The organism is Alteromonas marina (genome assembly GCF_000808575.1).
Taxonomy (GTDB): Bacteria; Pseudomonadota; Gammaproteobacteria; order Enterobacterales; family Alteromonadaceae; genus Alteromonas; species Alteromonas marina_A.
Window position 1 is genome coordinate 53,285 of sequence record NZ_JWLW01000066.1, and the last position, 26,200, is coordinate 79,484.

23 protein-coding genes, 1 tRNA gene and 1 riboswitch are annotated in these 26,200 nt (G+C 45.1%); of the genes, 6 read left to right on the forward strand and 18 right to left on the reverse strand.

Going from position 1 to position 26,200, the window contains the following annotated elements; all coding sequences use genetic code 11:
- Window positions 1-24 precede the first annotated feature (24 nt).
- Complete coding sequence (prfC, locus tag RJ41_RS15990; protein WP_039222927.1) at window positions 25-1,614, reverse strand: peptide chain release factor 3; 1,590 nt, start codon at window positions 1,612-1,614, stop codon at window positions 25-27.
- Window positions 1,615-2,106: 492 nt separating this feature from the next.
- Between prfC and RJ41_RS15995 the strand changes: the two genes are divergently transcribed.
- From RJ41_RS15995 to RJ41_RS16010, 4 genes are all read left to right on the forward strand, one after another.
- On the forward strand, window positions 2,107-5,022 hold the full coding sequence (locus RJ41_RS15995) for a TonB-dependent receptor plug domain-containing protein (protein WP_240485816.1): 2,916 nt from the start codon (window positions 2,107-2,109) through the stop codon (window positions 5,020-5,022).
- Between the two features lie 276 nt (window positions 5,023-5,298).
- Window positions 5,299-5,754, forward strand: a complete 456-nt coding sequence (locus RJ41_RS16000; protein WP_014948722.1) for a MarR family winged helix-turn-helix transcriptional regulator — start codon at window positions 5,299-5,301, stop codon at window positions 5,752-5,754.
- Window positions 5,751-6,824, forward strand: a complete 1,074-nt coding sequence (locus RJ41_RS16005; RefSeq protein WP_014948721.1) for an HlyD family secretion protein — start codon at window positions 5,751-5,753, stop codon at window positions 6,822-6,824. Before RJ41_RS16000 ends, RJ41_RS16005 begins: the two co-directional genes overlap by 4 nt.
- Before the next feature lie 9 nt (window positions 6,825-6,833).
- Window positions 6,834-7,865, forward strand: a complete 1,032-nt coding sequence (locus RJ41_RS16010; protein WP_039222929.1) for a DUF2955 domain-containing protein — start codon at window positions 6,834-6,836, stop codon at window positions 7,863-7,865.
- A 49-nt stretch (window positions 7,866-7,914) separates the two neighbouring features.
- Here RJ41_RS16010 and dkgB read toward each other — a convergent pair whose 3' ends face one another.
- The 3 genes from dkgB to RJ41_RS16025 are packed head-to-tail and all read right to left on the reverse strand — an operon-like array spanning window position 7,915 to window position 10,891.
- Window positions 7,915-8,751, reverse strand: a complete 837-nt coding sequence (dkgB, locus tag RJ41_RS16015; protein ID WP_014948718.1) for a 2,5-didehydrogluconate reductase DkgB — start codon at window positions 8,749-8,751, stop codon at window positions 7,915-7,917.
- 21 nt (window positions 8,752-8,772) lie between these two features.
- Complete coding sequence (locus tag RJ41_RS16020; RefSeq protein WP_039222931.1) at window positions 8,773-9,681, reverse strand: TIGR03571 family LLM class oxidoreductase; 909 nt, start codon at window positions 9,679-9,681, stop codon at window positions 8,773-8,775.
- A 10-nt stretch (window positions 9,682-9,691) separates the two neighbouring features.
- Window positions 9,692-10,891, reverse strand: a complete 1,200-nt coding sequence (locus RJ41_RS16025; protein WP_014948716.1) for an MFS transporter — start codon at window positions 10,889-10,891, stop codon at window positions 9,692-9,694.
- A gap of 192 nt (window positions 10,892-11,083) precedes the next feature.
- Between RJ41_RS16025 and RJ41_RS16030 the strand changes: the two genes are divergently transcribed.
- Window positions 11,084-11,980 (forward strand): LysR family transcriptional regulator, encoded by an 897-nt coding sequence (locus RJ41_RS16030; RefSeq protein ID WP_039222933.1) that lies wholly within the window; start codon window positions 11,084-11,086, stop codon window positions 11,978-11,980.
- A gap of 7 nt (window positions 11,981-11,987) precedes the next feature.
- Here the strand turns inward: RJ41_RS16030 and RJ41_RS16035 are convergent, their stop codons facing one another.
- The 9 genes from RJ41_RS16035 to RJ41_RS16075 all read right to left on the reverse strand — a co-directional run bounded on the left by RJ41_RS16035 (window position 11,988) and on the right by RJ41_RS16075 (window position 19,491).
- Complete coding sequence (locus RJ41_RS16035; protein WP_039222934.1) at window positions 11,988-12,917, reverse strand: DMT family transporter; 930 nt, start codon at window positions 12,915-12,917, stop codon at window positions 11,988-11,990.
- A 205-nt stretch (window positions 12,918-13,122) separates the two neighbouring features.
- Entirely contained in the window at window positions 13,123-13,620 is a 498-nt protein-coding gene (rimI, locus tag RJ41_RS16040; protein ID WP_039222936.1) for a ribosomal protein S18-alanine N-acetyltransferase, read from the reverse strand.
- Window positions 13,621-13,628: 8 nt separating this feature from the next.
- Window positions 13,629-14,357 carry a hypothetical protein gene (locus RJ41_RS16045; RefSeq protein WP_039222938.1) on the reverse strand — a complete coding sequence of 243 codons (729 nt, stop codon included), beginning with the start codon at window positions 14,355-14,357 and terminating at the stop codon, window positions 13,629-13,631.
- Between the two features lie 307 nt (window positions 14,358-14,664).
- A tRNA-Trp gene (locus RJ41_RS16050) sits at window positions 14,665-14,741 on the reverse strand.
- A gap of 211 nt (window positions 14,742-14,952) precedes the next feature.
- Window positions 14,953-15,795, reverse strand: a complete 843-nt coding sequence (locus tag RJ41_RS16055) for a phosphotransferase (RefSeq protein ID WP_039222941.1) — start codon at window positions 15,793-15,795, stop codon at window positions 14,953-14,955.
- Window positions 15,761-16,405, reverse strand: coding sequence for a nicotinamide riboside transporter PnuC (gene pnuC, locus RJ41_RS16060; protein WP_014948709.1), 645 nt, complete (start codon window positions 16,403-16,405; stop codon window positions 15,761-15,763). Before pnuC ends, RJ41_RS16055 begins: the two co-directional genes overlap by 35 nt.
- Window positions 16,405-16,668 carry a hypothetical protein gene (locus RJ41_RS16065; RefSeq protein WP_014975943.1) on the reverse strand — a complete coding sequence of 88 codons (264 nt, stop codon included), beginning with the start codon at window positions 16,666-16,668 and terminating at the stop codon, window positions 16,405-16,407. The genes pnuC and RJ41_RS16065 overlap by 1 nt, the downstream gene beginning before the upstream one ends.
- 17 nt (window positions 16,669-16,685) lie before the next feature.
- Entirely contained in the window at window positions 16,686-18,776 is a 2,091-nt protein-coding gene (locus RJ41_RS16070; RefSeq protein WP_039222943.1) for a TonB-dependent receptor, read from the reverse strand.
- Window positions 18,777-18,831: 55 nt separating this feature from the next.
- Window positions 18,832-18,935, reverse strand: a riboswitch (TPP riboswitch).
- A gap of 130 nt (window positions 18,936-19,065) precedes the next feature.
- The gene (locus tag RJ41_RS16075) at window positions 19,066-19,491 is read right to left on the reverse strand and encodes an acyl-CoA thioesterase (RefSeq protein WP_039222944.1); all 426 of its coding nucleotides are present in this window, start codon (window positions 19,489-19,491) and stop codon (window positions 19,066-19,068) included.
- A 59-nt stretch (window positions 19,492-19,550) separates the two neighbouring features.
- Between RJ41_RS16075 and RJ41_RS16080 the strand changes: the two genes are divergently transcribed.
- Entirely contained in the window at window positions 19,551-21,878 is a 2,328-nt protein-coding gene (locus tag RJ41_RS16080) for a tRNA(Met) cytidine acetyltransferase TmcA domain-containing protein (protein ID WP_039222946.1), read from the forward strand.
- Window positions 21,879-22,024: 146 nt separating this feature from the next.
- Here the strand turns inward: RJ41_RS16080 and RJ41_RS16085 are convergent, their stop codons facing one another.
- Genes RJ41_RS16085 through RJ41_RS16105 form a run of 5 tightly spaced genes read right to left on the reverse strand, consistent with a single transcriptional unit; the run spans window position 22,025 to window position 26,200 of the window.
- Complete coding sequence (locus tag RJ41_RS16085; RefSeq protein ID WP_084081933.1) at window positions 22,025-23,290, reverse strand: tetratricopeptide repeat protein; 1,266 nt, start codon at window positions 23,288-23,290, stop codon at window positions 22,025-22,027.
- A 2-nt stretch (window positions 23,291-23,292) separates the two neighbouring features.
- Window positions 23,293-23,904: an energy transducer TonB gene (locus tag RJ41_RS16090; RefSeq protein ID WP_039222948.1), complete on the reverse strand. Its 612-nt coding sequence runs from the start codon at window positions 23,902-23,904 to the stop codon at window positions 23,293-23,295.
- Between the two features lies 1 nt (window position 23,905).
- Complete coding sequence (locus RJ41_RS16095; protein ID WP_039222950.1) at window positions 23,906-24,304, reverse strand: ExbD/TolR family protein; 399 nt, start codon at window positions 24,302-24,304, stop codon at window positions 23,906-23,908.
- Between the two features lie 11 nt (window positions 24,305-24,315).
- Window positions 24,316-24,840 (reverse strand): MotA/TolQ/ExbB proton channel family protein, encoded by a 525-nt coding sequence (locus RJ41_RS16100; protein WP_012517736.1) that lies wholly within the window; start codon window positions 24,838-24,840, stop codon window positions 24,316-24,318.
- A 1-nt stretch (window position 24,841) separates the two neighbouring features.
- Entirely contained in the window at window positions 24,842-26,200 is a 1,359-nt protein-coding gene (locus tag RJ41_RS16105; protein WP_039222954.1) for a MotA/TolQ/ExbB proton channel family protein, read from the reverse strand.

The window sequence follows — 26,200 nt, forward strand, 5'->3', positions numbered from 1 at the left end:
TGTCTTTGTTTAATCTTTATTAGCTTAATTTTCGCGCGTATTCTTGAACTGAATATCAGGGTAGCGCTCTTGCGCTAGCTGTAAGTTCACCATAGTAGGTGCGATGTACGTCAAGTTATCGCCGCCATCTAGTGCAAGGTTTTGCTCACCTTTACGGCGGAATTCATCAAGCTTCTTCTCATTGTCAGAGTAAACCCAGCGGGCAGTGCTCACGTTAATATGCTCATAAAGCGCGTCTACGTTGTATTCGGCTTTCAAGCGAGCGACAACTACGTCAAACTGAAGCACACCTACTGCGCCCACAATCAAATCGTTGTTGGCAAGCGGTCTAAACACCTGTACCGCCCCTTCCTCAGAAAGCTGGATCAGCCCTTTAAGCAGCTGCTTTTGCTTAAGCGGATCTTTCAAGCGGATGCGTTTAAATAGCTCAGGCGCAAAGTTTGGAATACCCGTAAAGCGGTAGTTATCGCCTGACGTGAAGGTGTCCCCTATGCGAATGGTACCGTGGTTGTGCAAGCCGATGATATCGCCGGCATAGGCTTCTTCTAGCAGTGAACGGTCACCAGCCAAGAAGGTCAATGCATCAGAAATACGCACATCTTTACCTAAACGGCTGTTGCGCATTTTCATGCCTTTTTCGTACTTGCCCGAAACAATACGACAAAACGCGATGCGGTCACGGTGTTTCGGGTCCATGTTGGCCTGAATTTTAAATACGAAGCCGCTGAACTTACCATCGGTACTTTCGATAGTCCCTTCTTCGGTTTCGCGGCCAAGTGGCGCAGGTGCCCACTCAACCAAACCGTCAAGCATATGATCAACACCAAAGTTGCCTAATGCTGTACCGAAAAATACTGGCGTTAGCTGGCCTTCCAAGAAAAGATCTTGTTCGAATTCGTTAGATGCACCGCGTACAAGCTCAAGCTCGTCACGCAAGGTTTCAGCTAGGTCACTTCCTACTGCAGTATCTAACTCAGGATTATCTAACCCTTTGATAATGCGCACGTCTTGAATAGTATGACCCTGGCCGCTTTGATACAAAATAGTTTCGTCGCGGTGAAGGTGATATACACCTTTAAAGCTCTTACCACAGCCAATTGGCCAAGTGATTGGTGCACACAGGATATCAAGCTCGGTTTCTACTTCATCGAGCAGTTCCATAGGGTCGCGGATATCGCGGTCAAGCTTGTTCATGAAAGTTACAATCGGCGTATCGCGCAGACGGGTAACTTCCATTAGCTTTCGAGTCCGGTCTTCTACACCTTTTGCGGCGTCGATAACCATAAGGCATGAATCAACGGCTGTTAGCGTACGATAGGTATCTTCAGAGAAGTCTTCGTGTCCGGGAGTATCCAGCAGGTTAACTAAGTGCTCGTTATATGGAAACTGCATGACCGAGGTGGTTACCGAGATCCCACGCTCTTTTTCCATTTCCATCCAGTCAGATTTAGCATGCTGACCTGACTTTTTACCTTTTACGGTACCTGCAGTTTGTAGGGCGCGTCCGAACAACAATACTTTTTCAGTAATGGTGGTTTTACCCGCATCCGGGTGCGATATGATCGCGAACGTACGTCGCTTTTTAATCTCTTCTAGAAGCTTCTTATCTGACATCAATACTTATCTTCGTTATCTATTATCCCTGTAAACCAATTACTTACAGGCGCGTTTTGTAACGGATAAGCAATGCTTTTCCGCGCAAATTTAGTATTGCGATAAAACGCTTGATACGGCTTGGTAGTTAATTGGGCGGATTTTAGCATTTTACTGGGCGTAACAGTAGAGCGAAATTACAGTACGTACTTTGCTCGTGTTGAAATGGAGAATTTCGTTAAGCGCTCTGTTTTTCGCAGTGGAAAACTCCGCCACATCACTTCTAATGCTACCTTCAATATCAACAAAACTTTCAAAAAAACAGTTTCTTAAACTTTGGGGCTACATTCTATTGAAAATATTCAAAATTTATGCGAAGAATATTATGTGTTCAAAAAACACACTAAAAATAATTAAATAAAAAAATCAAAGTCAAGGGAGACTAGAATGTTTTCAAACCACTAACTGGCCAAGTCGGTACGACTGGCCTGCGCGTTTGGCGCTGCTGCATCCATGGCATTTTCTGCCAATATCTACGCCCAAGAAGACGAATCAGAAAAAGAAACCGTTGAGAAAATCGAAGTTACAGGTTCGCGTCTACTTTCAAATCCCAATGTTGCAGCGGCCACACCTGTTTTAAGTGTGTCAGGTGCCGAAGCAGCGGCTCGCGGTAACTTACGTGTAGAAGATTTCGTTAACGTGCTTCCGCAGGTTTTCGCAGGTCAAGCATCAGAAGTTTCAAATGGTTCAACGGGTACTGCAACACTTAACCTTCGTGGTTTAGGTGCGAATAGAACACTAGTACTTATTGACGGCAAACGTCTTCCATATGGCTCTTCGAGTACCAGCGCAGCCAACGTTGACCTAGTCCCTACGCAAATGTTGGAGCGCGTTGACATCCTTACTGGTGGTGCATCAGCGGTATACGGTTCTGACGCGGTTGGTGGTGTTGCAAACTTTATTCTTCGCGACGACTTTGAAGGTGTCGAGTTTGGTGGTCAGTTCAGCACAAACTATGCTGACAACGATAATGGTCTGTATGAAGGCGTGCTAAACGCAGCCAATCAGCCTGTTCCAGGTTCAACCATGGACTGCGATGAAACCCTAATTTACGCTATGTTTGGATCATCATCTGCTGATGGTAAAGGCAATGTCACTGTTTATGCTTCATATGAAGACCGCCAAGAAATCATTCAATCTGATAGAGTTTTCTCAGCATGTACATTAGGACAGAGCAATGGCTCATCAAGCTTCGAAGGGTTTGGTTGTGTAGGTTCAGCTAACTTCCGTCTGTTTGGTGGTCCTGGCGGTTTTGCATTCCAAGAGGAAAACGGAAATCTCATTTCTTACGCTGGTGGCCCAAGTCAAACCTATAACTTTGGTGCTACTAACTTCTTCCAGCGCCCTTCTGAGCGTTATCACCTGTACGCTAAAGGCGACTATGAGATAAGCGAGAATTTGGAAGCATATCTTGACTTCGGTTATATTAACAACACCAGTGACGCTCAGATTGCTCCAAGTGCCTCGTTTGGTATTGGCGCATACGACATCAACTGTGGAAACCCACTGATACAAGGAAACAGCGGTTTAGCGTTCACTGATATTTTTGGTTGCTCGGCTGATGATATTGCCAACGATGTAATCGTTAGCGGCATCACTGCATCTCACCGTAACGTTGAAGGTGGATCGCGTAACTCTCGTCTAGAGAATAGCGCATGGAGAGTAGTTGGTGGCCTGAACGGTTTCATTGATGACACTTGGGCGTGGAACGTATTTGGTCAAATTTCAGAAACCCGAGATCAAAGCTCAGCAACTAACGACTTCGTCGTCGCTAACCTACAGCAAGCGCTATTAGCAACCACTGACGAAGATGGTAACGTTGTATGTATTGACCAATCTGGTGGCTGTGTACCTTACAACATCTTCCAACGTCCTGGTGGTGAAAGCTCTGTGACGCAAGCTCAGTTAGACTTCATTCAAGGTATTGGTATTGTAAACGGTGAAACTTCGCAAAAAGTATTCGGCGCGGATATCCAAGCAAACTTAGGCGACTACGGCATCAAGCTTCCTACAGCAGATGACGGTATCGGCATTTTATTCGGTGTTGAATATCGCAAAGACGAACTAGCGTCATCACCAGATGAAATTAGCCAAATTCAAGGTGGTGGCTTCACTGGTGTAGGCGGTGCAACGCTTGCAGTAGAAGGTAAGATTGAAGTTCGTGAATTCTTTACCGAGGTTCAAATACCCCTTATTTCTGGCGCAGAGTTCGCTGAAGAGTTAGTGTTTAGCGCGCAGTATCGCTTCTCTGACTACGACACAGCGGGTAACGGCACGTCTAACAGTTTTGACACTAATGCCTACGGCTACCAGTTATCATGGACGCCAGTTGAAGACGTGAAACTTCGTGCGCAATATCAGCGTGCGGTTCGTGCTCCAAACGTAATTGATCTATACACTGGTCAAAATACAGGGCTACCTAACCTAAGCCCAGCGGGTACCGATGCTAGCGGCGAGCAGTTGTATGACCCGTGTGCGGGTGCCAACCCAATTGCTTCACTTGAAACTTGTGCTCGCACTGGTGTAACAGCAGATCAGTACGGCAACATCCTTGACGTAATCTCGGGTCAAACACAGTCTCTAACAGGTGGTAACCCGAACCTAGATCCAGAAACTGCAGATACCGTAACCTTTGGTGTTGTATTTACTCCAGCAAGTATAGAAGGCCTTTCAATTAGCGTGGATTACTTCGATATCGAAGTAGACGACGCCATTGCTTCAGGTATCCCAGCACAAACTATCTTCGACAACTGTCTAGATAGTGGTGACCCGACATTCTGTAGCCTTATTACACGTTCTTCAGCGGGCTCACTAGCTGCTGGTACGTTTGGTGTTGGCTTCCAACAAACGAACCTTAATATTGCATCACTTGCAACCTCTGGTGTTGATTTACAAATAAACTACAGCCTAAAAACAGAGATGGGTGACGTACGTTTCGACTATGCATCAACGATGCTGGACGAAAACAGTACTGTACCATTTCCAGGTGGAGATCCTGTTGAATGTGCTGGATTCTTCGGTAACGCATGTGACGCCCCTAGCCCAGAGTATCGTCATAGATTTATGGCAACCTGGAATACCAACCTAGATATTGATCTTACTGCTACTTGGAGATACTTCGGCTCAGCACAGAACGATGATGAGGGTGATACTCTAGAAACTGGCTTTAGAGCTATCAGCTACCTAGACCTTTCTGGTACTTACTACGTTAGCGATAACATAGAACTAACTATGGGTGTTCTTAACCTTCTTGGCGAGCAACCTCCAATATACTCTGGTGCAGGTCCAGCTCTTGGTAACGGTAACACGTATCCAACTGTTTACGACACTAGTACAAACTGGTTTGCTTCATTCCGAGGTAAATTCTAAATCCAAATCTCCCTTTGGACCTAAGCAAAAAGCCGTTTATTTTTGATAAACGGCTTTTTTTTGGCCTCGTTTTGTAAATAACTCATTCACTTAGCGCTCAATGCCCACTTATCCGAAGTCTGAATATTTAGCCATACACTAACCTATATTTGTATCTGACACTCTTCTCACTGTAAGCGCTCAACTTGCAAAATCTCTTTCTCATCTCAATGCCATTTACTTAGCATGCTAAACAAATAAAATAGTTAGCATGCTAAGTAAATCAACGGTTTTTACATGTCATTTTCAGAACCTATGCCACTTCAACTTATTGCGCTTTTTGCCCGCACTGCGCAAAAGTGCAGAAGAACTGTCACTGAATCGGTCGCTCATCTCGACCTTACAGAGTCTAGATGGCGCGTAATGATTCACATGTCATTACTTGGTGAGGGCTGTACGCAACAGATGGTGGCTGAAAGCTTGGAAATAGAAATGCCTAGCTTAACTCGCACAATTAAACAGCTCGAAACTACCGGGTTAATCAAACGCGTTACCGATACTAACGACAAACGAAGTCGCTTACTTTACTTCACAGATATGGGCAAAGGTCGAATGAATGATATCGAAAGTACATTGATGGCGCTGCGAGATGAAGTGTACGCAGGAGTATCTGAAGAAGAGTTACGCATTATGGCTAAATGTGTTCAAAAAATTGAAGTTAATGCCGCAAAATTATTGGAGTCACTTAAGTGAGTCAACGAACACCAGATCAGGAATTTGCTAGGTATATAAAGCTGGCTTTAGTCGCTTTTGCCATCTGTTTTATCTACTTTATTATTGCAGATATACGCATGCCAATGACACCACAGGCGAGAGTCTATCATCAGGTCACGCAAATCTCTCCACAGATAAATGGGCCGATAAACGAGGTGCTTGTCAAAAATAACCAAACCGTCAAGGAAGGGCAGGTTTTATTTGTTATAGATGAGACACCTTACCTAATTGCGCTTGAAAAGGCGCAAATTGATTTGGCAAATGTGGAGTTAGAGAATGCTCAGATAGATGCGAAAGCGGAAGCGATTAGAGCCAAAATAGAGGCTGCATCGGCGGTTTACGACGAACGCAACAGTGAATTTCAACGACTCAATTCCTTAGTTCAAACTAAAGCGGTATCTCAACAAAACGTGGACAAAGCGTACGCGCAACTTAAAAGCGCTGAAGCTGAAATTAGTGCGCTTGAAGCCGATCTAAACGAGCAAGTTGTTGCAAGAGGTGAGCAAGGTGACAAAAACCTAAAATATCTAGAAGCGGTAAATGCGGTTAAACGGGCAGAGTTGAACTTAGCCTATACCAAAATTAAAGCACCGCATGACGGCATAATGGCAAACATGCAGGTAACTCAAGGCACTTATGCTAAACAAAGTACGCCCCTTGCCTCAGTTGTCGATAACACGCTAGATGTGGTTGCAGATTTTCGAGAGAAATCACTCGCCAATGTAAAAGAAGGCATTCGCGCTAACGTCGTTTTTGATGCACTACCGGGTAAAGTATTTGAAGCTAAAGTGGAAGAATTTGAAGCTGGTGTAAGCGACGGCCAACTTGCCGCCAACGGCACCCTTGCAAGCGTTGAAAAGTCGAATCGATGGGTACGAGATGCACAGCGCCAACGTGTCCACATTAAGCTTGAAGAACAAGAAATATCGTTAAGCCACCTCACCAGTGGCGCTCGCGCTACCGTGCAGATAGTTCCAGACAACCCTATTGAAAGTGTGGCAGCGAACATTCAAATTCACTTTATAAGCCTGCTGCACTTCATTTATTAGACTTAAATTATGGATTCACAGCTAAGTAAAAATGATGTCCAGCAGATGCTTAGGATCGCCTCCGGCGCCACGTTGGGCTTTGCTATATCGAAAGCGCTGGATTGGCCTAATCCGATATTTTTTACCTTGTACCCTATTTTGTTGCTTGGACTGGTAGCCGTTTTAAATGGTCACATTATTCGACAATTTCTTGCCGCAACTATCTTTCCGGCGGCGGCTGTTTTAGTGGTATACGGCTTGTTCGGAAGCCACCCATTGCTGATCACGCCGCTAATCGCCATCACTTTCGCTTTTCTGTTTTGGCAAATGAGTAAAGGTACGCTGTATTTATTCGGTGCGTTTTCCCTTGTAGGACTTTCGCTGCAGCTACATTTTGCCAGCTACAGCAGCGATGGAATAGATATCTACGCATTAGTGATTTCAAACATCGGTGCAATTCTGTTGGCATTGATAATTGCATTCGCTTTGCATATTGTTTTTCCCGATGAGGAGCCGCGCACGCCTTTGCCCAAAGCGGCAAAAGATAAAGCAAGTATTCGCCACGAAGTCATATTATGCACCACTGTCGCCACGCTATCGTTTGCTGTATTTCAAACCTTCGACTTAGTAGATTCGATATCAGCACAAGCAGCAAGTGTATTGATTCTTTTTCCACTGTGTTGGAAAGGAGCCACATTGAGTGGCTGGCAGCGAGCGCTGGGCACGCTAATTGGATGTAATCTTGCCCTGCTCGCCCAGCTCATTTTGCTCAACTACAGTGACACGTTGTTTTTCGCAAGTTTCAGCTTATGGATATTGGTATTTTTCATCAGCCGCCAGCATGTGCTTAGCGGTGGTGGTGCTGGCACTGGCTTTGGCGTACTTACCACATTTGGCATTTTGTACGGCCAGTCACTCTCTCCACAACAGGATATTATTTATAGTGCGCTGTATCGCTTTTCATCGGTAGTCGTAGCTCTAGCACTTAGCCTGTGCGTTATTTATGTAGTACACAGTCTACTTAACAAATTCGAGCCTACACGACACCACACATTTACTTGATTGTGGGTAAAAATGAAGCCAGCGCCAGTTGGCGCTTGGCAACATTAAATTAGTCCCACGCAGGCGAAAAATCTGGGTTAGCTTGACGGTCGCCACAATCTAGCGCGTCAATCTTTGCGATATCGTCAGCGCCTAATGTAAGTTCAAGCGCTTTGAAATTGGTTTCCAGGTTCTTGCGCTTAGTCGACGATGGAATAGTGACTAAACCATGGGCCAGCTCCCAGGCTACCACTACCTCAGCAGTGCTCACACCATGCTTATCTGCAATTGCGATGATGGTCTCGTCTTTTAGCACTTTACCAACAGCAAACGGCATATATCCTGTTACTGTGATACCGTGTTTCTCACACGCTGCACGCACTTTTTCATTAGTAAGATAAGGGTGTACCTCTACCTGATTCGTGGAAATAACGCCCTCGCCCAAGATACTCACCGCTTCTTCAATTTGTGCCACGGTAAAGTTAGAAATACCAACTTCTTTTGTGAGTCCCAGTTCCTTAACGCGCAGCAATTCACCTAGGTACTCTTCCATGCTTTCGCCGTTTTCCGGTGACGGCCAATGAATAAGTAGCAGGTCAACGTACGACAGTTGAAGCTTTTCCAAACTCTCTTTTACGCTATCCACAAAGCTTGCTTTATTCAGCTTGTCATTCCACACCTTGGTGGTGACATAAAGGTCTTCACGTGCAACAAGATTGTTTGCAATAGCGTCTTTAATAGCGCGACCTACCGCTTCTTCATTGCCGTAAATTTGCGCCGTATCAATGTGACGGAAACCCACTTCAAGTGCCATTGTCACGCTGTTATAGGCTTCATCGTCTTTTAAGCGAAACGTGCCTACACCTAGCGAAGGAATTTTAGATTGTGACTGATTTACATTCGGCATGATGCCTCCTTGTTGGTTCCGTTATTTATGAAAGTGAGGTAATACATTGTCAGCAATGCGCTGCATCGCGACTTCTACTGGTTGCGTATTACGTCTGAAGTGCAGGCCAATATGATCAACCCCCGCTTCTTTCATTGCATTGAGTTCTTTGATAAGCCCATTTACACCAGTTTCAACCCCGAACCGGTGGCGTTTTATGGGCGCTTCATCGTCTTCAACCAAATTAAGATGAATAAAGCTAACGTACGGCTTGTTGCCCGCGACATTTCGCCATAGTTCTACGCGCTTTACATGCTCGTTCGGTGTACCTGGATACGCCAGCCAACCGTCCATATTTTCTCCAACCCACTGAGGGCTTTGCTGAGCGAGCCCTGCAACGTACAAAGGCGGCGTGGTTGAGCGCGGTAACAGCGACATGCCAGGCTTAAGGGAATTCTCACCGTGCTTTACAATTTCCAGTGACTGCCTGAAGTGCTCGCCGCGACTGTCAAAATCGACATCGAACAACGGATACTCAACCGGTCTATCCCCACTGGCTACGCCGAGTATAAGGCGGTCGTTACTTAGCTGCTGCACCGTTGCTGCCGCCTTTTTGACAAGCCATGGCTGCCTAAGAGGTAAAACAACGGCGGCTGTGCCTAATAGAATATTGTCTGTGATACCTGCTAAATAGCCCAAGTAAGTGAAGGTTTCGAAAACCTGAGCCGCATCACCAAAGCTAGGGTCATAAACTGGCACATCTCGTACCCACGCTGCTTTAAACCCTAGTTTGTCGGCTAGTTGAATACGGCTGTGATGCTCGGTCATATCAGGTACGCCGAATGGCGTACCTCTTGTGGCGTCGAAATGCGCCCAGTCGTTATCTAGCGGAAGCTCTACACCTACTGAGAACGTGTGTTGTGCTAGCTTATCAAAGGTATTTGTCGTCATTATGACCTCCCTACGCGCTCGTTGTGTTATTCGCCGTATTCGCAGTACTGAGTGCGCGCTTGTCTAAGTAGCCGCTGTAACGTGTAACAAGTAACGCTGCAACAGAAATAATTGCGCCAATCCATGCGGTATCAGATAACTGCATGCCGTCTACAATTGCACCGCCCAGAATTGAACCCACTGCTATGCCAATGTTAAATGCCGCGATATTTAAACCTGAAGCGACATCAACAGCATTAGGGGTAAACTTCTCTGCTAATTGAACAACGTACACCTGAAGTCCTGGAACATTGCCAAAGGCAAAGGCGCCCCACACTAAAACGGTGATCACTGCGGCAACTTTACTGCCCATGGTAAACGTCAGGGCAAACAAGATGACCGCAAGGGCTGAAAAGATGATAGTTAACGCGCGGATTGGGCCTTTTTTGTCAGCAAGCTTGCCGCCATAAATATTGCCTACCGCGACAGATACACCGTAAACCAGCATAATTAAGCTGATAGCTGAGGGCGCAAACCCCGCCTCTTCCTGCAATATAGGAGCGAGATAGGTGAATGCCGTAAATGTGCCGCCATAGCCCAATATCGTCATTAGATACACTAATACCAGACGAGGCTGAACCAACACTTTCATTTGTTCACTCAAGGTGGCCGGTTTACTTTGCTTAAGATTGTTCGGTACCAGCAACGCACTGCCTATTAGCGCAAGTGTGCCAAGCGCGGAAACCACAAGGAAGGTTGCTCTCCAACCGAAGTTTTGACCAATCCAGGTACCCAAAGGTACGCCAGTAACCAAGGCTACGGTTAAGCCCGTAAACATAATGGCAATAGCACTGGCTTCTTTTTCTTTCGCCACTAGCCCTGTAGCAATAGTTGATCCTATGGAAAAGAACACACCGTGCGCTAAGCCTGTCAAAATGCGAGCTAGAATCAAGCTCTCGTAGCTAGGCGCTTGCCAAGCAAGAATATTTCCAGCCACAAATAGCGCCATTAAGCTAAGCAGAACATGCTTTCTATTCCACTTTCCCGTAAGAGCGGTAAGAACCGGTGCGCCAACGGCAACACCAACGGCGTACAAGCTTACCAGTAAGCCTGCACTCGGTAACGTAACGCCAAGATCAGTAGCAATGGTGGGGACAAGCCCCACTATCACGAACTCTGTTGTGCCAATAGCAAACGCACTTAACGTTAACGCAAATAATGCAATAGGCATTTCAATTATCCTCAAAAAGTAATTAACGAGATGGCTTGATTAACAACGCCACCATTGGCTTCTAGAACGAACAACTACACCGTTTTTTGAAAGCCATTAATAAAGTGCGCACAGTTTGACGATAAATTTATTTGCAAAAAACAGCACTAATGACAAAATACTTTTGCGATATTTGAAAATATAAGGTGTGCGATGCCAGTCTCATCAAAAACTGAAGATTTAGAAGCGTTCCTAACCGTTGTGGATACAGGTAGTTTTTCCAGTGCTGCCAATCTACTTAACCAGCAGGTTGCGAAAGTTAGTAGAGCGGTAACCCGCCTGGAAGATGGCTTAGATGTAACCTTATTGAATCGTACTACCAGACGATTAGAGCTAACTGAAGAAGGTGAGCTTTTCCTGCAATATGCCAGAGACGGGCTAAATATATTAGAAAAAGGTGAAGAAGCATTACGGCTATTAAAGCGCGCCCCTTCTGGAAAACTTCGGGTTGATGCTGCGAGCCCATTTGTATTCCACCAGCTAGCCCCGTTAGTGGGTGAATTTCGAGAAGCGTTTCCTGACATAACACTCGATATCACCAGTCATGACAGCATTATCGACCTGTTAGAGCACAAAACCGATATTGCAATACGTATTGGTGATTTAAGCGACTCTAACTTGCACGCTAGACGTTTAGGAAAAAGTAAGCTGCATATTGTGGCAAGCCCACAGTATCTTGAAAAGTATCCCATATCTGAAGACAAGGATGGCATTAGCACGCTAAACGAACACAAACTGATTGGCTTTAGCGACTCACCAAGTCTAAATAAATGGCCGCTCAAGCAAGATATTAATTTGCAGTATAGTCTTCGTGCGTCAAGCGGCGAAACTATTCGCCAGCTGTGTTTGGCGGGTCAAGGTATCGCGTTACTTTCTCACTTTATGGTCCACAAGGATATCAGTGCTGGCACGCTGGTAGCGCTATTTCGTGACGACATCGTCAGCCCAAACCGCAGAGAGTCGGTACAAGCGGTATACTATAAAAATAGTGCAGTATCGTCTCGTATCTCTGCGTTTTTAGATTTTATACAGCCTCGACTAACCCTTTAACTTACCTTTATTTCGCGTGGCCTTTACCTAATATCTTTTTAAGTGTGCTTTGGGGAAGACCATTAACGATAAGCGCTGCGATCATCAATATTGCGCCGGCCATAACCATAGGCAGTAGCGTTTCTTTGAGCAATACCACCGAGCTTACATATCCTACTATCGGTGTGAGTGTACTAATAAGAACAATCTTATCTGGGGGTAATTTAGGCCCCGCCGCTACCATAAGGCCAAAACCGAGACCCGTTGCCACTGGCCCAATGTACGCCAATAGTAACCAATCGCTTATACCGTAAGCCCCAAAATTAGGTGTTGGTTCAACTATCAGTGCAATAGCAAGCATGGCGAAACCTGCGATGGTAAACTGCCAGAACACAGCTTCAATGACGCTTCCCTTCCACTTATGAAAAGACACTCTTCGAATAGCGACCGCCCACAATGCAGATGCCAGCAACATACCAAAGAGCGGTAGCCATGCGCCCAGTTGTCCCGAAGCAAATAAAATCATTACACAGCCAATGGTAGATATACCGGTTAGAATTAATCGCTTAGAAGGCGGGCGTTGCCGATACCATAGGGTGTCGATAAGCAGCATCCAAAGCGGTGTGGTGTAAATAAGAATACTGGCCGTGCCGGCAGGAATAAACTGCAGTGAGAAAGTAATAAGCCCCATTGATAGGATAAACTGGAAAAAGGCAACGACAAACACCACCGAGCGATCTTTACGATTGAGCACCGGTAAACGTTTTTTGGTGATAAGTACAAACAGCGCGAGTACGGGAAGGCTTAACAAGAAGCGCAAGCACACCATCCATACAGGCCCTACAATCTCAAGCCCTAATTTCATGCCTGGCCAGTTAAGCCCTAAACACAACACCGCAACCAAAAGCATTTTAATGCCTTTTGATTGCTCTTTTTCCGCCACCGATGATGAAGACATGCGTTTTAAAAAATCCAATTACACGAACTGCGTTAAGAGAAGTTTCTACCGCCCGATAAGCTGAATGTAGGCGGAGAATTTTACGGGCGCAAATATAAGTGAATTAGCAAGGGATTGAAACCTTCCTGACCGTGTAAACACGCCAATTTATCGACCAAACGGTCAACTTTTTAAAACCTTGTGGAAACTTTGATATACGGGAATATTAGAAGGCAGGGTTTGTCCACTTCATGATTTTAGCGTTTTCTTTTTGTGCGCTGTTTCCATTACTCTTATCATGCCCGTCATCATTATTTTTTACGGTGTAATAGTTTTTGCGGGTTTCTATATGCTCAAACCCCGAGCTCTCATAAAGCGCAATAGCAGTATGATTACTTTCACGCACTTCTAGCCACATTTCACGCATTGCATTTTTCACCGATGTCTCAATGACAAAATCAACTAAAGCGCGACCTATACCCTTGCCTCTAGCGCCACTGTCTACCGCAATATCCATCAGCGTAGCTTCATCAACGACCTCAAGCATGATGGCATAGCCAACAATCTTGTCATTTTCAAAGGCAAACACCCCGTAATAGGGTTTCGTGAAACAGTCTGCGAAGGTACTTAGTTTCCAAGGCGACACTTGTGCCTCTTGATGGATAGCATGAGCAAGTTCAATGTGCTCGTTAAAGCCTTGTGGCGGTACGATTGTTAACTTCATCGACGCGACTACTGTCCGTTAGCGGAGTGGTTTAATTCGCGTGCTGCGCTGATAAGCTGCGCCCACAGCTCCCGTTTTTGCACAGTTGTGAGTTTAAGCGGTGTGGCTGGCAATATAATGGCCGTTTCGCTTACCGATAGCGTACGACCAATCATTATGGTGCTAGCCCACTGTGACGGTATACCCAACTGAACACAGGCTAGCTGTAAATCTTTTAGCCATTGCTGTGATTTCGCCTTCTGTTCGGCACTTAACGGAATACCTTCAGGCGATACCGGCCCTTTTGCTCCAGTAGACTTTGTTGAAGACGCTTGCGAGGTAACCGCATTGTCGAAAGACGGCGAAATGTTGTGCGACTGTGAAGCACCTGTTTCGGTTTGCCCTACTTTCCCGTCATTGTGCGACGCGCCATAGGTGGAAAGTTTTGCTGCCCCACTGTCTTTAGGCTTAGCTTTATCTTTCGCGCTACTGCCAACATTTGCCCGCAACTGAGCAAGACGTGATTGCTTTTCTTCTTGAGATATTGGCGTTGAAGGCGGCTTATTGATTTGCGCGTTTTGGCTGTAGGGTAATTGTGTCGATGAACTACTAGCAGTGCCGACGTTGCGTTGTACTGCATTAGTATTGTTTTGTTTCGCTTGGTCTTTCTGCTTTAGCTCAGTGTAGGCGTCTTTGGTGATCCAAACCGGGATCCCCATTTCCTGTAAAACCGCCTGCTGATAAGAAGTAAGAGACATTGCGTAAAAACACCTAACGTGGATAGTTCATTATATTTGTTTAGTTTACTAAAGTTGCAGGCTTGGTTGAATAACTATCGCGTTCTTTTGCTCGGGTTGCACCTGCTGTTTAATACTCAAGCGCTAATTCATAAGCGTTAATTCATAAGGGTTATTCGCGAATTTATAATGCCTAGCCCATGGTATAAGAGGAAATAAAACAGCTGCAGCAAATTAAGAACTAGCAACAGAAACCAATAGAATTCAAGAAGAATTTAACAAAGAAACGATTTAGGATTTGAACGTAAACGTTCACAAGAAGAGAAAGTGGCAGGGGTGGAGGGACTCGAACCCCCAACCATCGGTTTTGGAGACCGCTGTTCTACCAATTCGAACTACACCCCTAGCGCGCTGTGCATTATACGGATGACATTAAAAAGGTAAAGCCTTTTTATCACTACCATGCACTGCATGCTTAATTAACACGCAATGCGCTGTTTTTTCAATCGAATAACACCAAATAGGCTTTATCCATCACCTGTATTTTGTCTTATTGCCCGCTTTTAAACCGACTTCTATGCAGCGTCACTTTTAAATGCGGAGCAGTTTATGACAATTAGACCTTATTGGCGTTAAGCGCAGCAAACCACAGGTCATTAGTGATAGCGACAATCTCGGTGTGCAGATCAAATTTCGCTATCGCGTCGTGCTCATCGATATTCATTAGCTTGGCGTAATGCTTAACGAGCTCTCTACTTTCATTGATTTCAAGTTTATTGATAAGGCAGCAACTTGCTAAATCGAAGTAGCGGTTTCCCATGGCGGCATATTCCCAATCAATAATTTTGAGTGAGTTATCTGCGCTCAGTAATAAGTGATTAGTTAGCAAGTCATTATGACATAACACATAGTCGTCATCGTCTTGTTCACTTTTTATTACTTGTTTCCGCAATGATTGGGCTTTTAGATAAAGCTCACTGCTCATATCGAGCTGTGCAACATTAATATAATGCTGCCATCTTGATGCTAAATCTAATGGCCTAGCGGTAATGGGCAAAGAATGAATACGAGCGAGGGTGTTGGCCAGCTCAAGCATTGAAAGCGTCGCACTGTCACTGTGCTCTAGCCACTGCTCAACCCAGATGGTTTCATCATCGCTTAACCATATAGGTTGCGGCGCTACTCCCAACCTATAAAGCTGTTGCTGCAAAGCAAATTGGTGCGCACGATTAACCCCACTAAAGTCATCATCGCCCATCCATTTCACCGCTAAGTCGACAGGGTTATGATCCGACTTTGGTTGCCCACTACTTTGAAGGTTATTTGCAATCGAGGGTAACTGACTATCTGCGAGCTCTTGAACGCGGTAAACGTGATTTACCGCTCCAGCAGGGTGTGACGAAATTTTCGCACTGTCGCTAAGATTAAGCGCCTTTTGCAGCGTGGCGATGATATCCAACCTGTTCACCTTGTTTTTTATATTGTACTAGCCACTGGTAATACCCAAATACCGCAAAACCAACATAGCCTAAGAACAGGCAAGCAGATAATGCATAACCCACTTGCAGGTATAAATAGGCGGACGCTAAATTGATGAAAAACCAATAAACCCAGTTTTGCAGGATTTTATGCGCCACCATAAATGTTGTGACTACACTCAATAAATTAATGCTCGCATCTAATAGTAGGTACTCACTATTGAACTGTGAGCCTGCCACCTCAGACAGAACCCAAGCGAGCAATAACATACTCGGCACAATGAGCAAATGAGCCCAGAGAGGCCAATGAAGCACTGGCTTAACATCGCCGTCTTCCGCTCCTTTCGACCACTGATAGTAACCGTACCCTGCCATTATCATATAAAAGAAGTTAAGCGCAGACTGAAATGGCAAGGTTACCTGCCAAAATAGCCAGGTGTAAATTGCGGTACTTACAAAGGCGCACAGCCAACACCAGCTGTTCTGTTTTGCGGCTAACAGCACATAGGCAATAGCGAGGACAACCGCTACCCACTCTAACAGTGAAGTAGCGGCAATTTGAGAAGTGAACTCAGAAAAAAAGTTAGCCATTAAGATGATTTTCTAGATTGCATGGCATCGAAGTTTAAGAACTTGGCCACGAAAATAGCCTGCCCCACTTCTTCATGGGTCCTTTGCATTTCTTCACCAAGTACTTTCATAACCACACCATAGTCACCTGTAACCTGTGTGCTGGTTGAACTTGTTGACACTGTGATATCACTGTAGCTATTTAACCTATCAATGAAATCTTGAATAGGTGGAATGTATTCGTTAACCAATGGGTACAACGACAGTTCAACCATAACTTGCATGTCTGTTTCCTTGTATTTTAAAACGCGTACTTAACAGTAACGCCAAACTGACGCCCGTTACCTATTTGGTAATATGGCTCATCGAAGGCATACTCATCGCGAGGGTCGTTGCTGAAACCACCGAACCCGCGGGTGTAGTACTCACGATCAAACGCATTTTGTACCCAAAGTGATGTCTGCCAATCACCGTGTAACACCACAATCTCCGAATTAACCAGCGTAGTACTTGGCGAGGTTACATCATGGCCGTCAGAAAAACGGTATTCGCTTTTGTAATCTACATCTACACGCCAAAGCATGTTATCTGTAAGTGCGTACTCACTATATAGATTTGCGGTCCACTTAGGTGATTGAGCCTGTCTTTGCTCAGACACTTCAGTACCGTCTGCAAGCGTATACCCTTCAAAGGTAGCGCTTAGATAACCAACACTTGCATCTAGCTGCCATGCATCACTAGCAATCCAGCTAAGCTCCAGCTCGGCTCCTTTGTTTGTACCTAAATCAGCATTATCAATAATATCTACGAACCCTGCCGTACCGTCATCACGAGTGATAACGTCAAAATCGCTCACCTGAGTATCTTTTCTATCCATATAGAAAATTGCAGCGCGAGCAATTAGGTCAGGCGTAAGTAATGGGCCCTTAACGCCTACTTCGTAGTTCCAGTTATACTCTTCGTCGAAGAATCGCTGATCGTCATTCACGCGGCTGTCGGGGTTAAAGCCTGCACCTTTATAGCCACGCGAGATACTGCCGTAATAGAAGTGCTCGCCCTGTGTATACTGAAGCGCTACTTTCCCGCCGACCATGGTGGTATCAAAGGCCCGTGTAAGCTGATTATTATCGGCGTAATCAAAGTCATAGTTTTCGACTCTTAACCCTGCTACAAGTACTAAATTTTCGTTCAATCGACTTTCAGTCTGAGCATAGATAGCGGTCGTCGTAGGCGTGTATTCACTGGCAAAGTCACTATCCAAATAAGTGTACTGACGTAGCAGCTTTTCTTCCGTGTTTTTATAAAATACGCCTATTGTCCAGTCGGTCATACCATCAAAAAGTGCAGCACTGTCAGACGACACAAAACGCAACTCACCGGTTTGCGTTTCAACATCGCGGTAGTACGCATCAAACGATGTGTAACCCCATGGGTGAAAACCGGTAAATGTCCAATCTTCATCGTATCCATAGGCAATATTATGAGAAGCATGGGTGGCTATAAGAATAAGGTCACCCGCTGCAGTACTTGTTGTTGAGCGTGCGCTTACAGCGTGGGTTTGATGCTCGTCAAATCCTGGCTCGTCAGATAGTGTTTTGTTGTCGTTGTCCAGCGAGAACGCATCGTAGCCATTATCAATGTCATACCAGCGATAAGTAAGTGCAAGTGTGGTTCTTTCATCTACGCTGCCTTCTACAGCAAAGCGCAACGCGGTCTCATCAATATTATTGGTGTCGCTTCTATCTAAAAAGGTGTTTTCTACAAAGCCATCGCTACGGTTATGCACAAGTGCAACGCGATATCCCCAGTCGGAATTGATATCGTCACCCGTTGCTCCCTCGATGCGGTAACTATCTTTGTTACCAATGCGGGCTTCGACGTAGTCTGGCGCCTCGCCGCCTACGTTATTACTGGAAAGCTTAACCGCACCGGCCAGTGCACCTGTACCATATAAGGTAGCCTGAGGTCCGCGATAGACCTCTAGCTGCTTGGTATCAAAAATGAGACCTGCTGCAGCAAGACCTGAAAAATCAAATTCATCGACGATAAAGCTTACCGAAGGGTTGATTGGCTCGGCGAATTGGCTACGCTCACCAATACCGCGAATTTGAACGAAGCGGCCACGGGACGCACCAGCGGCAAAGTTCACGTTTGGAATGCTGTTTAGCACGCTGTCGATATGAGCAGGCTGTCTGCTGCGAAGACGTGCTTGGTCTAAAATCGTCGCGCTAGCACTTAGCTGGTCAAGTGTTGTTTGTCGAAAGTCACCAGATACAACGACCCGTTCAATGTCAGGAGGCGTGTTTTTTGACGTGTCGTTCACTGCAGATTCTTGTGCATAGGCTGCAACAGAACACGCAAGCAATGATAGTGTGAAAAGTGTTTTATACATAGGATCTCTTGTTCTTATTGAAGAAAAAAGATCCGGGTCTAACGGCAGGTGATAAGGCTATATTGTGAACCATCCCTACGCCGGTATTATCCGGATCAGGTTTAAGGGTTCCCACGAAAGTGGATCTCAGACCGAAAGCGGACACCCCTTGGTATAGTGTTGCGTAGCTATAACTAGCAAACCCAACATCTGCGACGGAGTCTACCAGTTCGATACACGCCGTCAAGCAGATAACACATTAAGCTAAGGTCATAAACTTTATATGATATAAAGCATTGAGGTTTATAGACTATTCAGCTTCAGTATTCATATTTAGGCGACGTACTTCGTCATCTGTCTGGGCCTTTAACCCTTCTAGCGTTTTGCCGTGTGCTGTTGGTTGGCGAGTATCTGGGTCAACCTTGACGAAAACGATGTCATCTGCAAAACAAATGGTTTTCTTGGTGGCCTTGTTGCGTACCAGGCAGCTTACGGTAATTGAAGAACGACCCACAGCCTTAGTTTCCAAGCCAAACTCTACAATATCACCCTGCATTGCAGGTGATTCAAAGCTAATTTCACCAATATGCTTCGTAACCAAACAATTTGTTTCTAACTGACAAATAGCCCAAATGGCAGCTTCTTCGTCTATCCATTCTAACGCGCGGCCACCGAACAAAGAATTGGCGTAATTAAGGTCGTTTGGCATAACTAAACGCCGAGAAAGAAAGCGCATTCGAATTCCTCATAATAAATCGCTACTATAGCGTTAGATTATACCGAAAAAACTGATTCATGGCGCTAACTCAATTACGCGAATGGCTATTAGCCCCTTATTGTGAAGATGGCTCAAACGTCACTCCCCCGCTCCACCGAAAAATGCTCGTTGTCTCTGGCGGAAATGCATTCTGTAATGCCGCACTTTGCTGCATACACTCGTTAGCGGATGACGTTTCATCTATCAGCATTGCAAGTTTTACTGGCAACACGCTGAAAGGAAAAAAGCGCAAACAGGTATTAGGTAGCGAATACGACATGGCTATCTTGGACTGCCGCGATACTTTCAAGCCAGGAGATATGATGGCTGTAGCAGGCACTGTTAAACGCAAAGGTTGCTTAGTAATTGTGTGCCCAGATTTTAGTGAATGGGTCGAGAATGTTTCTGTGCCGTTTATTTCAGAAGGTTTTACGTTTTCTCGCAGCCGATACCTCGCTCGCTTTATTGAACGCCTTCGGAATAATGCTTATGTAGCCTTTCATACAGAAACTAAAACAATTCTGCCAGATATAGAAAGGTATCGCGTAGACCAAATATCTAAGCAACACGCTTTTAAAAGTGCGCTGTTTAAAACGCAAGAACAACAAGATGCCTATGAACGTTTGTATCAAGCATTCTCAGTAAACCAATTAAATGCTCTCGTCACTGCTCCAAGGGGACGAGGCAAATCTTCTCTATTAGGTATATTCATTGATAGCTTGATCAGCGAAGGGAAAAACGTGCTGCTTACTAGCGAGCAAGTGAGTAACGTTACTAACCTAATGTCGCGTATTAATAAGCACAAGGGTTCAATGCCCCCCTCGCTTTCATCATCTTATGGCTCCTCTGATGATAAAGACCAGATGCCAGTTAATCACAAAATAACACCTTTAGGTTCGGTTAAATGGGTGCCCCCTGACAGTGAGCTTCTCTATGGCAGCTGTCCTTCTTCTGGTTGCAATAACAACGCCCGTTTCGATCTTGTTGTGGTTGATGAGGCGGCGTCCTTACCATTACCTGTTGTGGCACGTATATTGGCCCATAACCCACAGTGGGTATTAAGTACTACGCTTCAAGGTTACGAAGGCTCGGGAAATGGTTTCATTCACAAGCTCATACCTAACTTACCCAACACTGTTGAACACCTAAGTTTGTCGACGCCGCTGCGTTGGTTTGATAAAGATCCTGTTGAGAGGTTCTTAAATCACACCTGTTTGTTTGAAGAATATTCCGAGAAAGATACCCCGTGTCTTTCCCCCCCTGAAAACCGAACTAATAACATCGCTCATTTAGAACAAGAAGACAGTGCGTTGTTAATGAAGGTATGTAGTTTCAATATTTGTACATTTGAAAATATACCTGAACACATGCTTCAACAAGTGATGTCACTTCTTGCGCTTGCGCATTACCAAACAACGCCTGACGATTTCATGCGTTTATTAGACAGCCCTGACGTGCTTGTTGCCACACTTAAAACAGAAAGGTTAGTGCTTGCTGCCGCGATAATTAATATTGAGGGAGGTAACAGCTTGAGCACTTTATCTTGTGAGATTGCGTCGGGGCGTCGCCGTCCTCAAGGTCACCTAGGTGCACAGCGGTTAACATTGCTGTCGGCAGACCCTGAAGCCGCAACGTTTAATTACTGGAGAATTAACCGTATAGCAGTGCAGCCAAAGCTTCAAGCCAGAGGGGTTGGTAGCTACCTTATTCAAAAATTGATTGAAACAACGCACGGTCAAGCCATTGATGCTATGTGCACGTCGTACGGGACAACAGCTAAACTCGACAAGTTTTGGTCTAACAATGGTTTTCAAATTGTTGATTATGGTAGAAAACCAAATAAAGCCAGTGGAGAAACTAGTGCTTTAGCTATATTACCCAAAACTTCTAATGCAAAAGCTATGGTTGCAAGGCTTATCGCGTTGAAAACTAGCCTTACCAGTGCAGCAATGCTAGATGAACTTCCCCACTCTGTTCTTTCAACCTATGTAAACAAGCTTGTTCACTTTACTCAAGGAACACGCCCACTAGACGATGTGTGGCCCGTATTAAATAAGTTAGCTTGCGAAATACAACCGATGAGCTCTACGAATGACCATAAGTCGCGTCGAAATAGCAAAGGACAGAAATACAGTAACTTGGCTCTAGAGCGCGCAGAATTGCTTGCTCTACTCAATAAGCTAGTTAACATTATAGAGTCAGAGGGTTACTTGAAAGCACTCTTTACAAGTTCTGATACAGAAATAGGGTGTATCAAGGCGTTATTAATAAATCACAATATAAAAGTAAATGGATTGAAAGAACTCACCTCCTTAATTAGAACGACTGTCCACCCCGCTTTCGACTCAATAAATCGATTTATATAACGCTATTCAAAAAGATCTGAATACTTCTACTGTTCGTTGAAAAACGAATTGATACTTTTTTTTACTTCATCTTTGGGGCAAACAAGCCTTAGCTAAGGACAAAAAAAAAGCCTCCCAAGGGAGGCTTTTATAGCTAATTCCGGATATTAAATATTAATACCGCGGTTTTTCGCTTTTTCCTTTATGTAAGGTTCCCACGCTGCCGCATTACGACGTAGTGAGCGATCTTTTTTAGCTTCTTGAACGTGCTTGTACGCAGCTCGATAATCACCAGCATAAAAGTTCGCTTCCATAAGCGTAAAGTGCACTTTTTCCGGGTTTTCGATACCGCGCTCAAGAGCATTCTCGAGAGCTTTAACCGCTCCTTTGTAATCTTCAGCGATAAGCAACAAGGTACCTTGCTTGCGATAATATTCTGGATCAGAAGTCTCTGCTGCGGCTTTCGCATATAACTTAGCTGCAGTTTTGAAATCTTTAGCAGCGTGATAAGCATTCGCTATACTAGCCGTTAACTCAGCGTCTTCTTCAAGTACACCAGCTTTGATGAACTTTTCCAAAGTCTTCGCACCGCGGTACGGCATACCATTACTTTGATAGAGCTGAGCTAGCGCTTTAGCTTCACTTTCTTTCTTCAAGAAACCTTGCATATCTGCAAGTTCGAAAGAAGATAATGCCTTCTTATACTCTTCGACCTGTAAGTAGAACATACCTAACTGAGTCCACCACCGTGGCTCTTCAGGGAATTTACGAACAAGTTCTTCTGCAACAAGAACCGTCTGGTCATACATCTTACGCTCGTAATAAGAGGTAAGTTTCAAAACATACGGGTTCTTGTTCGGCTCTTCGTATAAAGCAATAGCTTTATCTGCTGGCTCAATCATTTTATCTAATTGCTTAGATTCATAATAAGCCTGAGTCAAGCGAGTATAAACGTCGGCATCTTCTTTACATGTGAAGTCCATCCAGCTGTTATACCATTTTACAGCGTCGGTATACTTTTCTTCCTGCATGCTCAAGTCACCTAAAAGCTTAAGTGTTTGAGCGTGCTCTAGGTCGTTTAGTACCTTGGTTTTAACAGAATCGACAAGGTAGTTATAAGCCTTTCCACCTTGGCCTTCCTGCGCTGCAAGTAGGTTACCAATGAAGCGATTAACGTACGCCTTATCAAAATCGTCGGAAGGGTCGATTTCATAAAGAACGTTTAATGCTTCATCTACCTGGTCTTCATTGTAAAATTCGAAAGCTTTTTGAACTTTCTTACCGGTACGCTCACCTACAAGCGTTGTTTTTCCTTTCTCATAGCCAGGACAAACAACAGGTGATGTCTGCGCTAGGGCAGCGGGTGCTGAAAGCACCGCACCTGCGCCAAGCACTAAAGCAACGGCTGACATTTTGAATGTACGTTTCATCATGATCATTGCTCCAGTTTAAAGTCTAGCTGTACGAACATGCCAGGTTGTTTAACCGGCTTGCCATCAACGATCTTAGGCTTGTATTTCCACTTACGTAGAGCACGACGTGCTTCACGGTCGAATACGCGCTTAGGTTCAGCTTCGATAACTTCGATATCTTCGACACCACCAACTTCGTTGATAGTGAAAGACAGTCTCACCCAACCTTCGCGGCCGTCTCGGGCTGCATCAGGTGGATATTTCGGGTCGATACGAACGATAGGTGTTGCTTCACCATCACGCTGCATTGCACCAACACCACCGATGTTTACACCAACACCACCTGTGTCGATAGCTGGAATAGCTAAGCTAAAGCCATCTGCATCAGGTTCCGCGGCTTCAGGCTCTACTTGCTCCATTTTTGGAGGCTGTGGAGGCGGTGGCGGCGGTGGTGGTGGAACACGAGTACGCGTTTGCGTCTGGTCGTCTGGTTCCTGCATTACAATATCGATCACCGGTGCAGGCGGTACTTCGTCTGCTGGTCTAGATGAATTTTCAATCAACTTGGCCATTAGAACGAAAAGGGCAAATGCAACCGCAGCACCTAATACAATAGATACAAGTATACGTAACATCTTATCCCCTTGCCGCTACCGAAACTCGGTTAACGCCAGCGGCTTTAACCTGATCCATAATTTCAACTACTAAACCATGTTTCGCTTTTATATCAGCTTGAATGATTACGTAGTCAGTTGGCTGCTCGGTAAGCAGTCTTTCAATATTCGCTCTCACGCTGTCCGGCGCTACTTCACGCTTGTCTAGCCATACATTTCCGTCTTCCGTTACGGCGATGAAAATGTTTGCATTTTTGTGAAGAATCGCCTGGCTCGCATCTGGCTTGTTGACTTCGATCCCTGCTTCTTTAACGAAAACAGTGGTAACGATAAAGAAGATCAGCATGATAAACACGATATCCAACATGGGTGTCATGTCGATCTGTGCATCTTCTTCCTCGGTTCTGACTTTTCGAGCCATAATCTCTCTCTCTAATGATGTGGCAGGCTATCAACTAGCCCTTCTCTTGCCAGCTTCACTTTCGCTTCAAGACGTGAACTGATAAACAGCCCAGATAGCGCGGCTACCATTCCCGCCATTGTCGGAATAGTTGCCATAGAGATACCAGCTGCCATAAGACGTGCGTTGCTGGTGCCCTGTGTTGCCATTGTCTCGAAAACACTGATCATACCGGTTACTGTTCCAAGTAGACCGATTAGTGGACACATTGCAATAATGGTTCTGATAATCAGCATTCTAGCGTTTAGATCGTCTGACGCTTGAGAAATCCACGCGTCACGGATTCTATGCGCATACCATGATGTGGTATCTGCTCGGGCATCCCAATTCGCGATGATGTTTTTCTTCACCTTAGGGAAGACCGAAGTTAAATACCAGTAACGCTCAATCATTAAAACCCACATGAGAAAGAGCGCGGCAGCAACGAAATATAGTACGTCACCGCCGGTAGCGATAAAGTCCCTGACCGATTCGAATAATCCAATCAGGTAATTCATATTACGCTTTCTCCGACTCTGTGTGAGCAGCTACGATACCCGCAGTTTGCTCATCAAGAATGTGGATGATTGACTTGCTACGAGAAGCTACGATGCTATGAGTAAGGATTAGAGGCAGAGCCGCAATAATACCTTGAGCAGTAGTTACAAGAGCCATCGAGATACTTCCTGCCATCATACGTGGGTCACCAGTACCGAATAGTGTGATGGTTTGGAACGTCTCGATCATACCAAGTACTGTACCTAGTAGACCTAGTAGAGGTGCAATCGCTGCGAAAATCTTGATTACATTGATGCCGCTTTCAATTTTTGGAAGCTCGCGAAGAATCGCTTCATCAAGTTTAAGCTCAAGGTTTTCTGCATCAGCAGTTTTGTTCTCTTGGTACACTTTAAGAATACGACCTAATGGGTTGCCTTCAGAAGGACTGTTAACGTTCTTAAGCTGTGAACGCATTTTACCACCAGTGATCGTAAGCGTGATCATTTTGTAAACACCAATTAGTAGACCAATCGCTAGCATAAGCGTGATTGTGTAACCAACAGGGCCACCTGCGTGATAACGCTCAGACATCGTCGCTTTCTGCTTCAATAGACCAAGGATTGCACCTTGAGAAGGGTCAGCAAAGAAAGGAACAATACCAGAAGTAGCGTCAATTAGATCGTTAGCAGAAGCTACGAAGTGACCATCTGGTTGACGACCAAGAGGCTGAACAACTTCAGCTTCAGCGTCATACGCTAGGTAGCCTGCTTCACCAACAAGGTTGAAAGTACCAACACGTACAACTTCTTGTTGTGAAGAACCACCGTCAAGATTAACTACTTCAGTGGTAAACTTAACTACTTCACCGCCTTCAGTCATTTCTTTTTGAAGTGCAAACCATAGGTCTTCTAGTTCTTTAATGTTTGGAAGACCTTTAGAGTCTTCTGACATTTCAGCAAGGAACTGACCACGGCCTGGGAATTGTGCACTTACGATTGATGTAGAGATACGGCCGTAAGCTTCAGAAGATGCTTGACGTACCACACCGAACATTTCACCAAGTGTACCTGTCGCTTGGTCTAGCTCAGCTGCTTTTTCGTTTAAGGTAACTTCGTTGTCAGAGAATTGCTTCTGTAGACGGTCACCACGAGCTTGTTCAGCTTTAAGGTCTGATTGTGCTTTGCGAAGTAGTGCTTGTTTGTCAGCACGTGCTGATTGGAATTCAGCTTCGCGTTGCTTGTCTAGGCGAGCTTCAGAAACGCGGTTCTGTTGAACCTGGTCTAGAAGATCTTTCAGGCTCTTTGCTTCCTGAGCCTGCGCTCCGGTTGCTGCAACTGCAACTGTCGCAGCGGCTAAAAGAGATTTGAATACTGGTTTCAT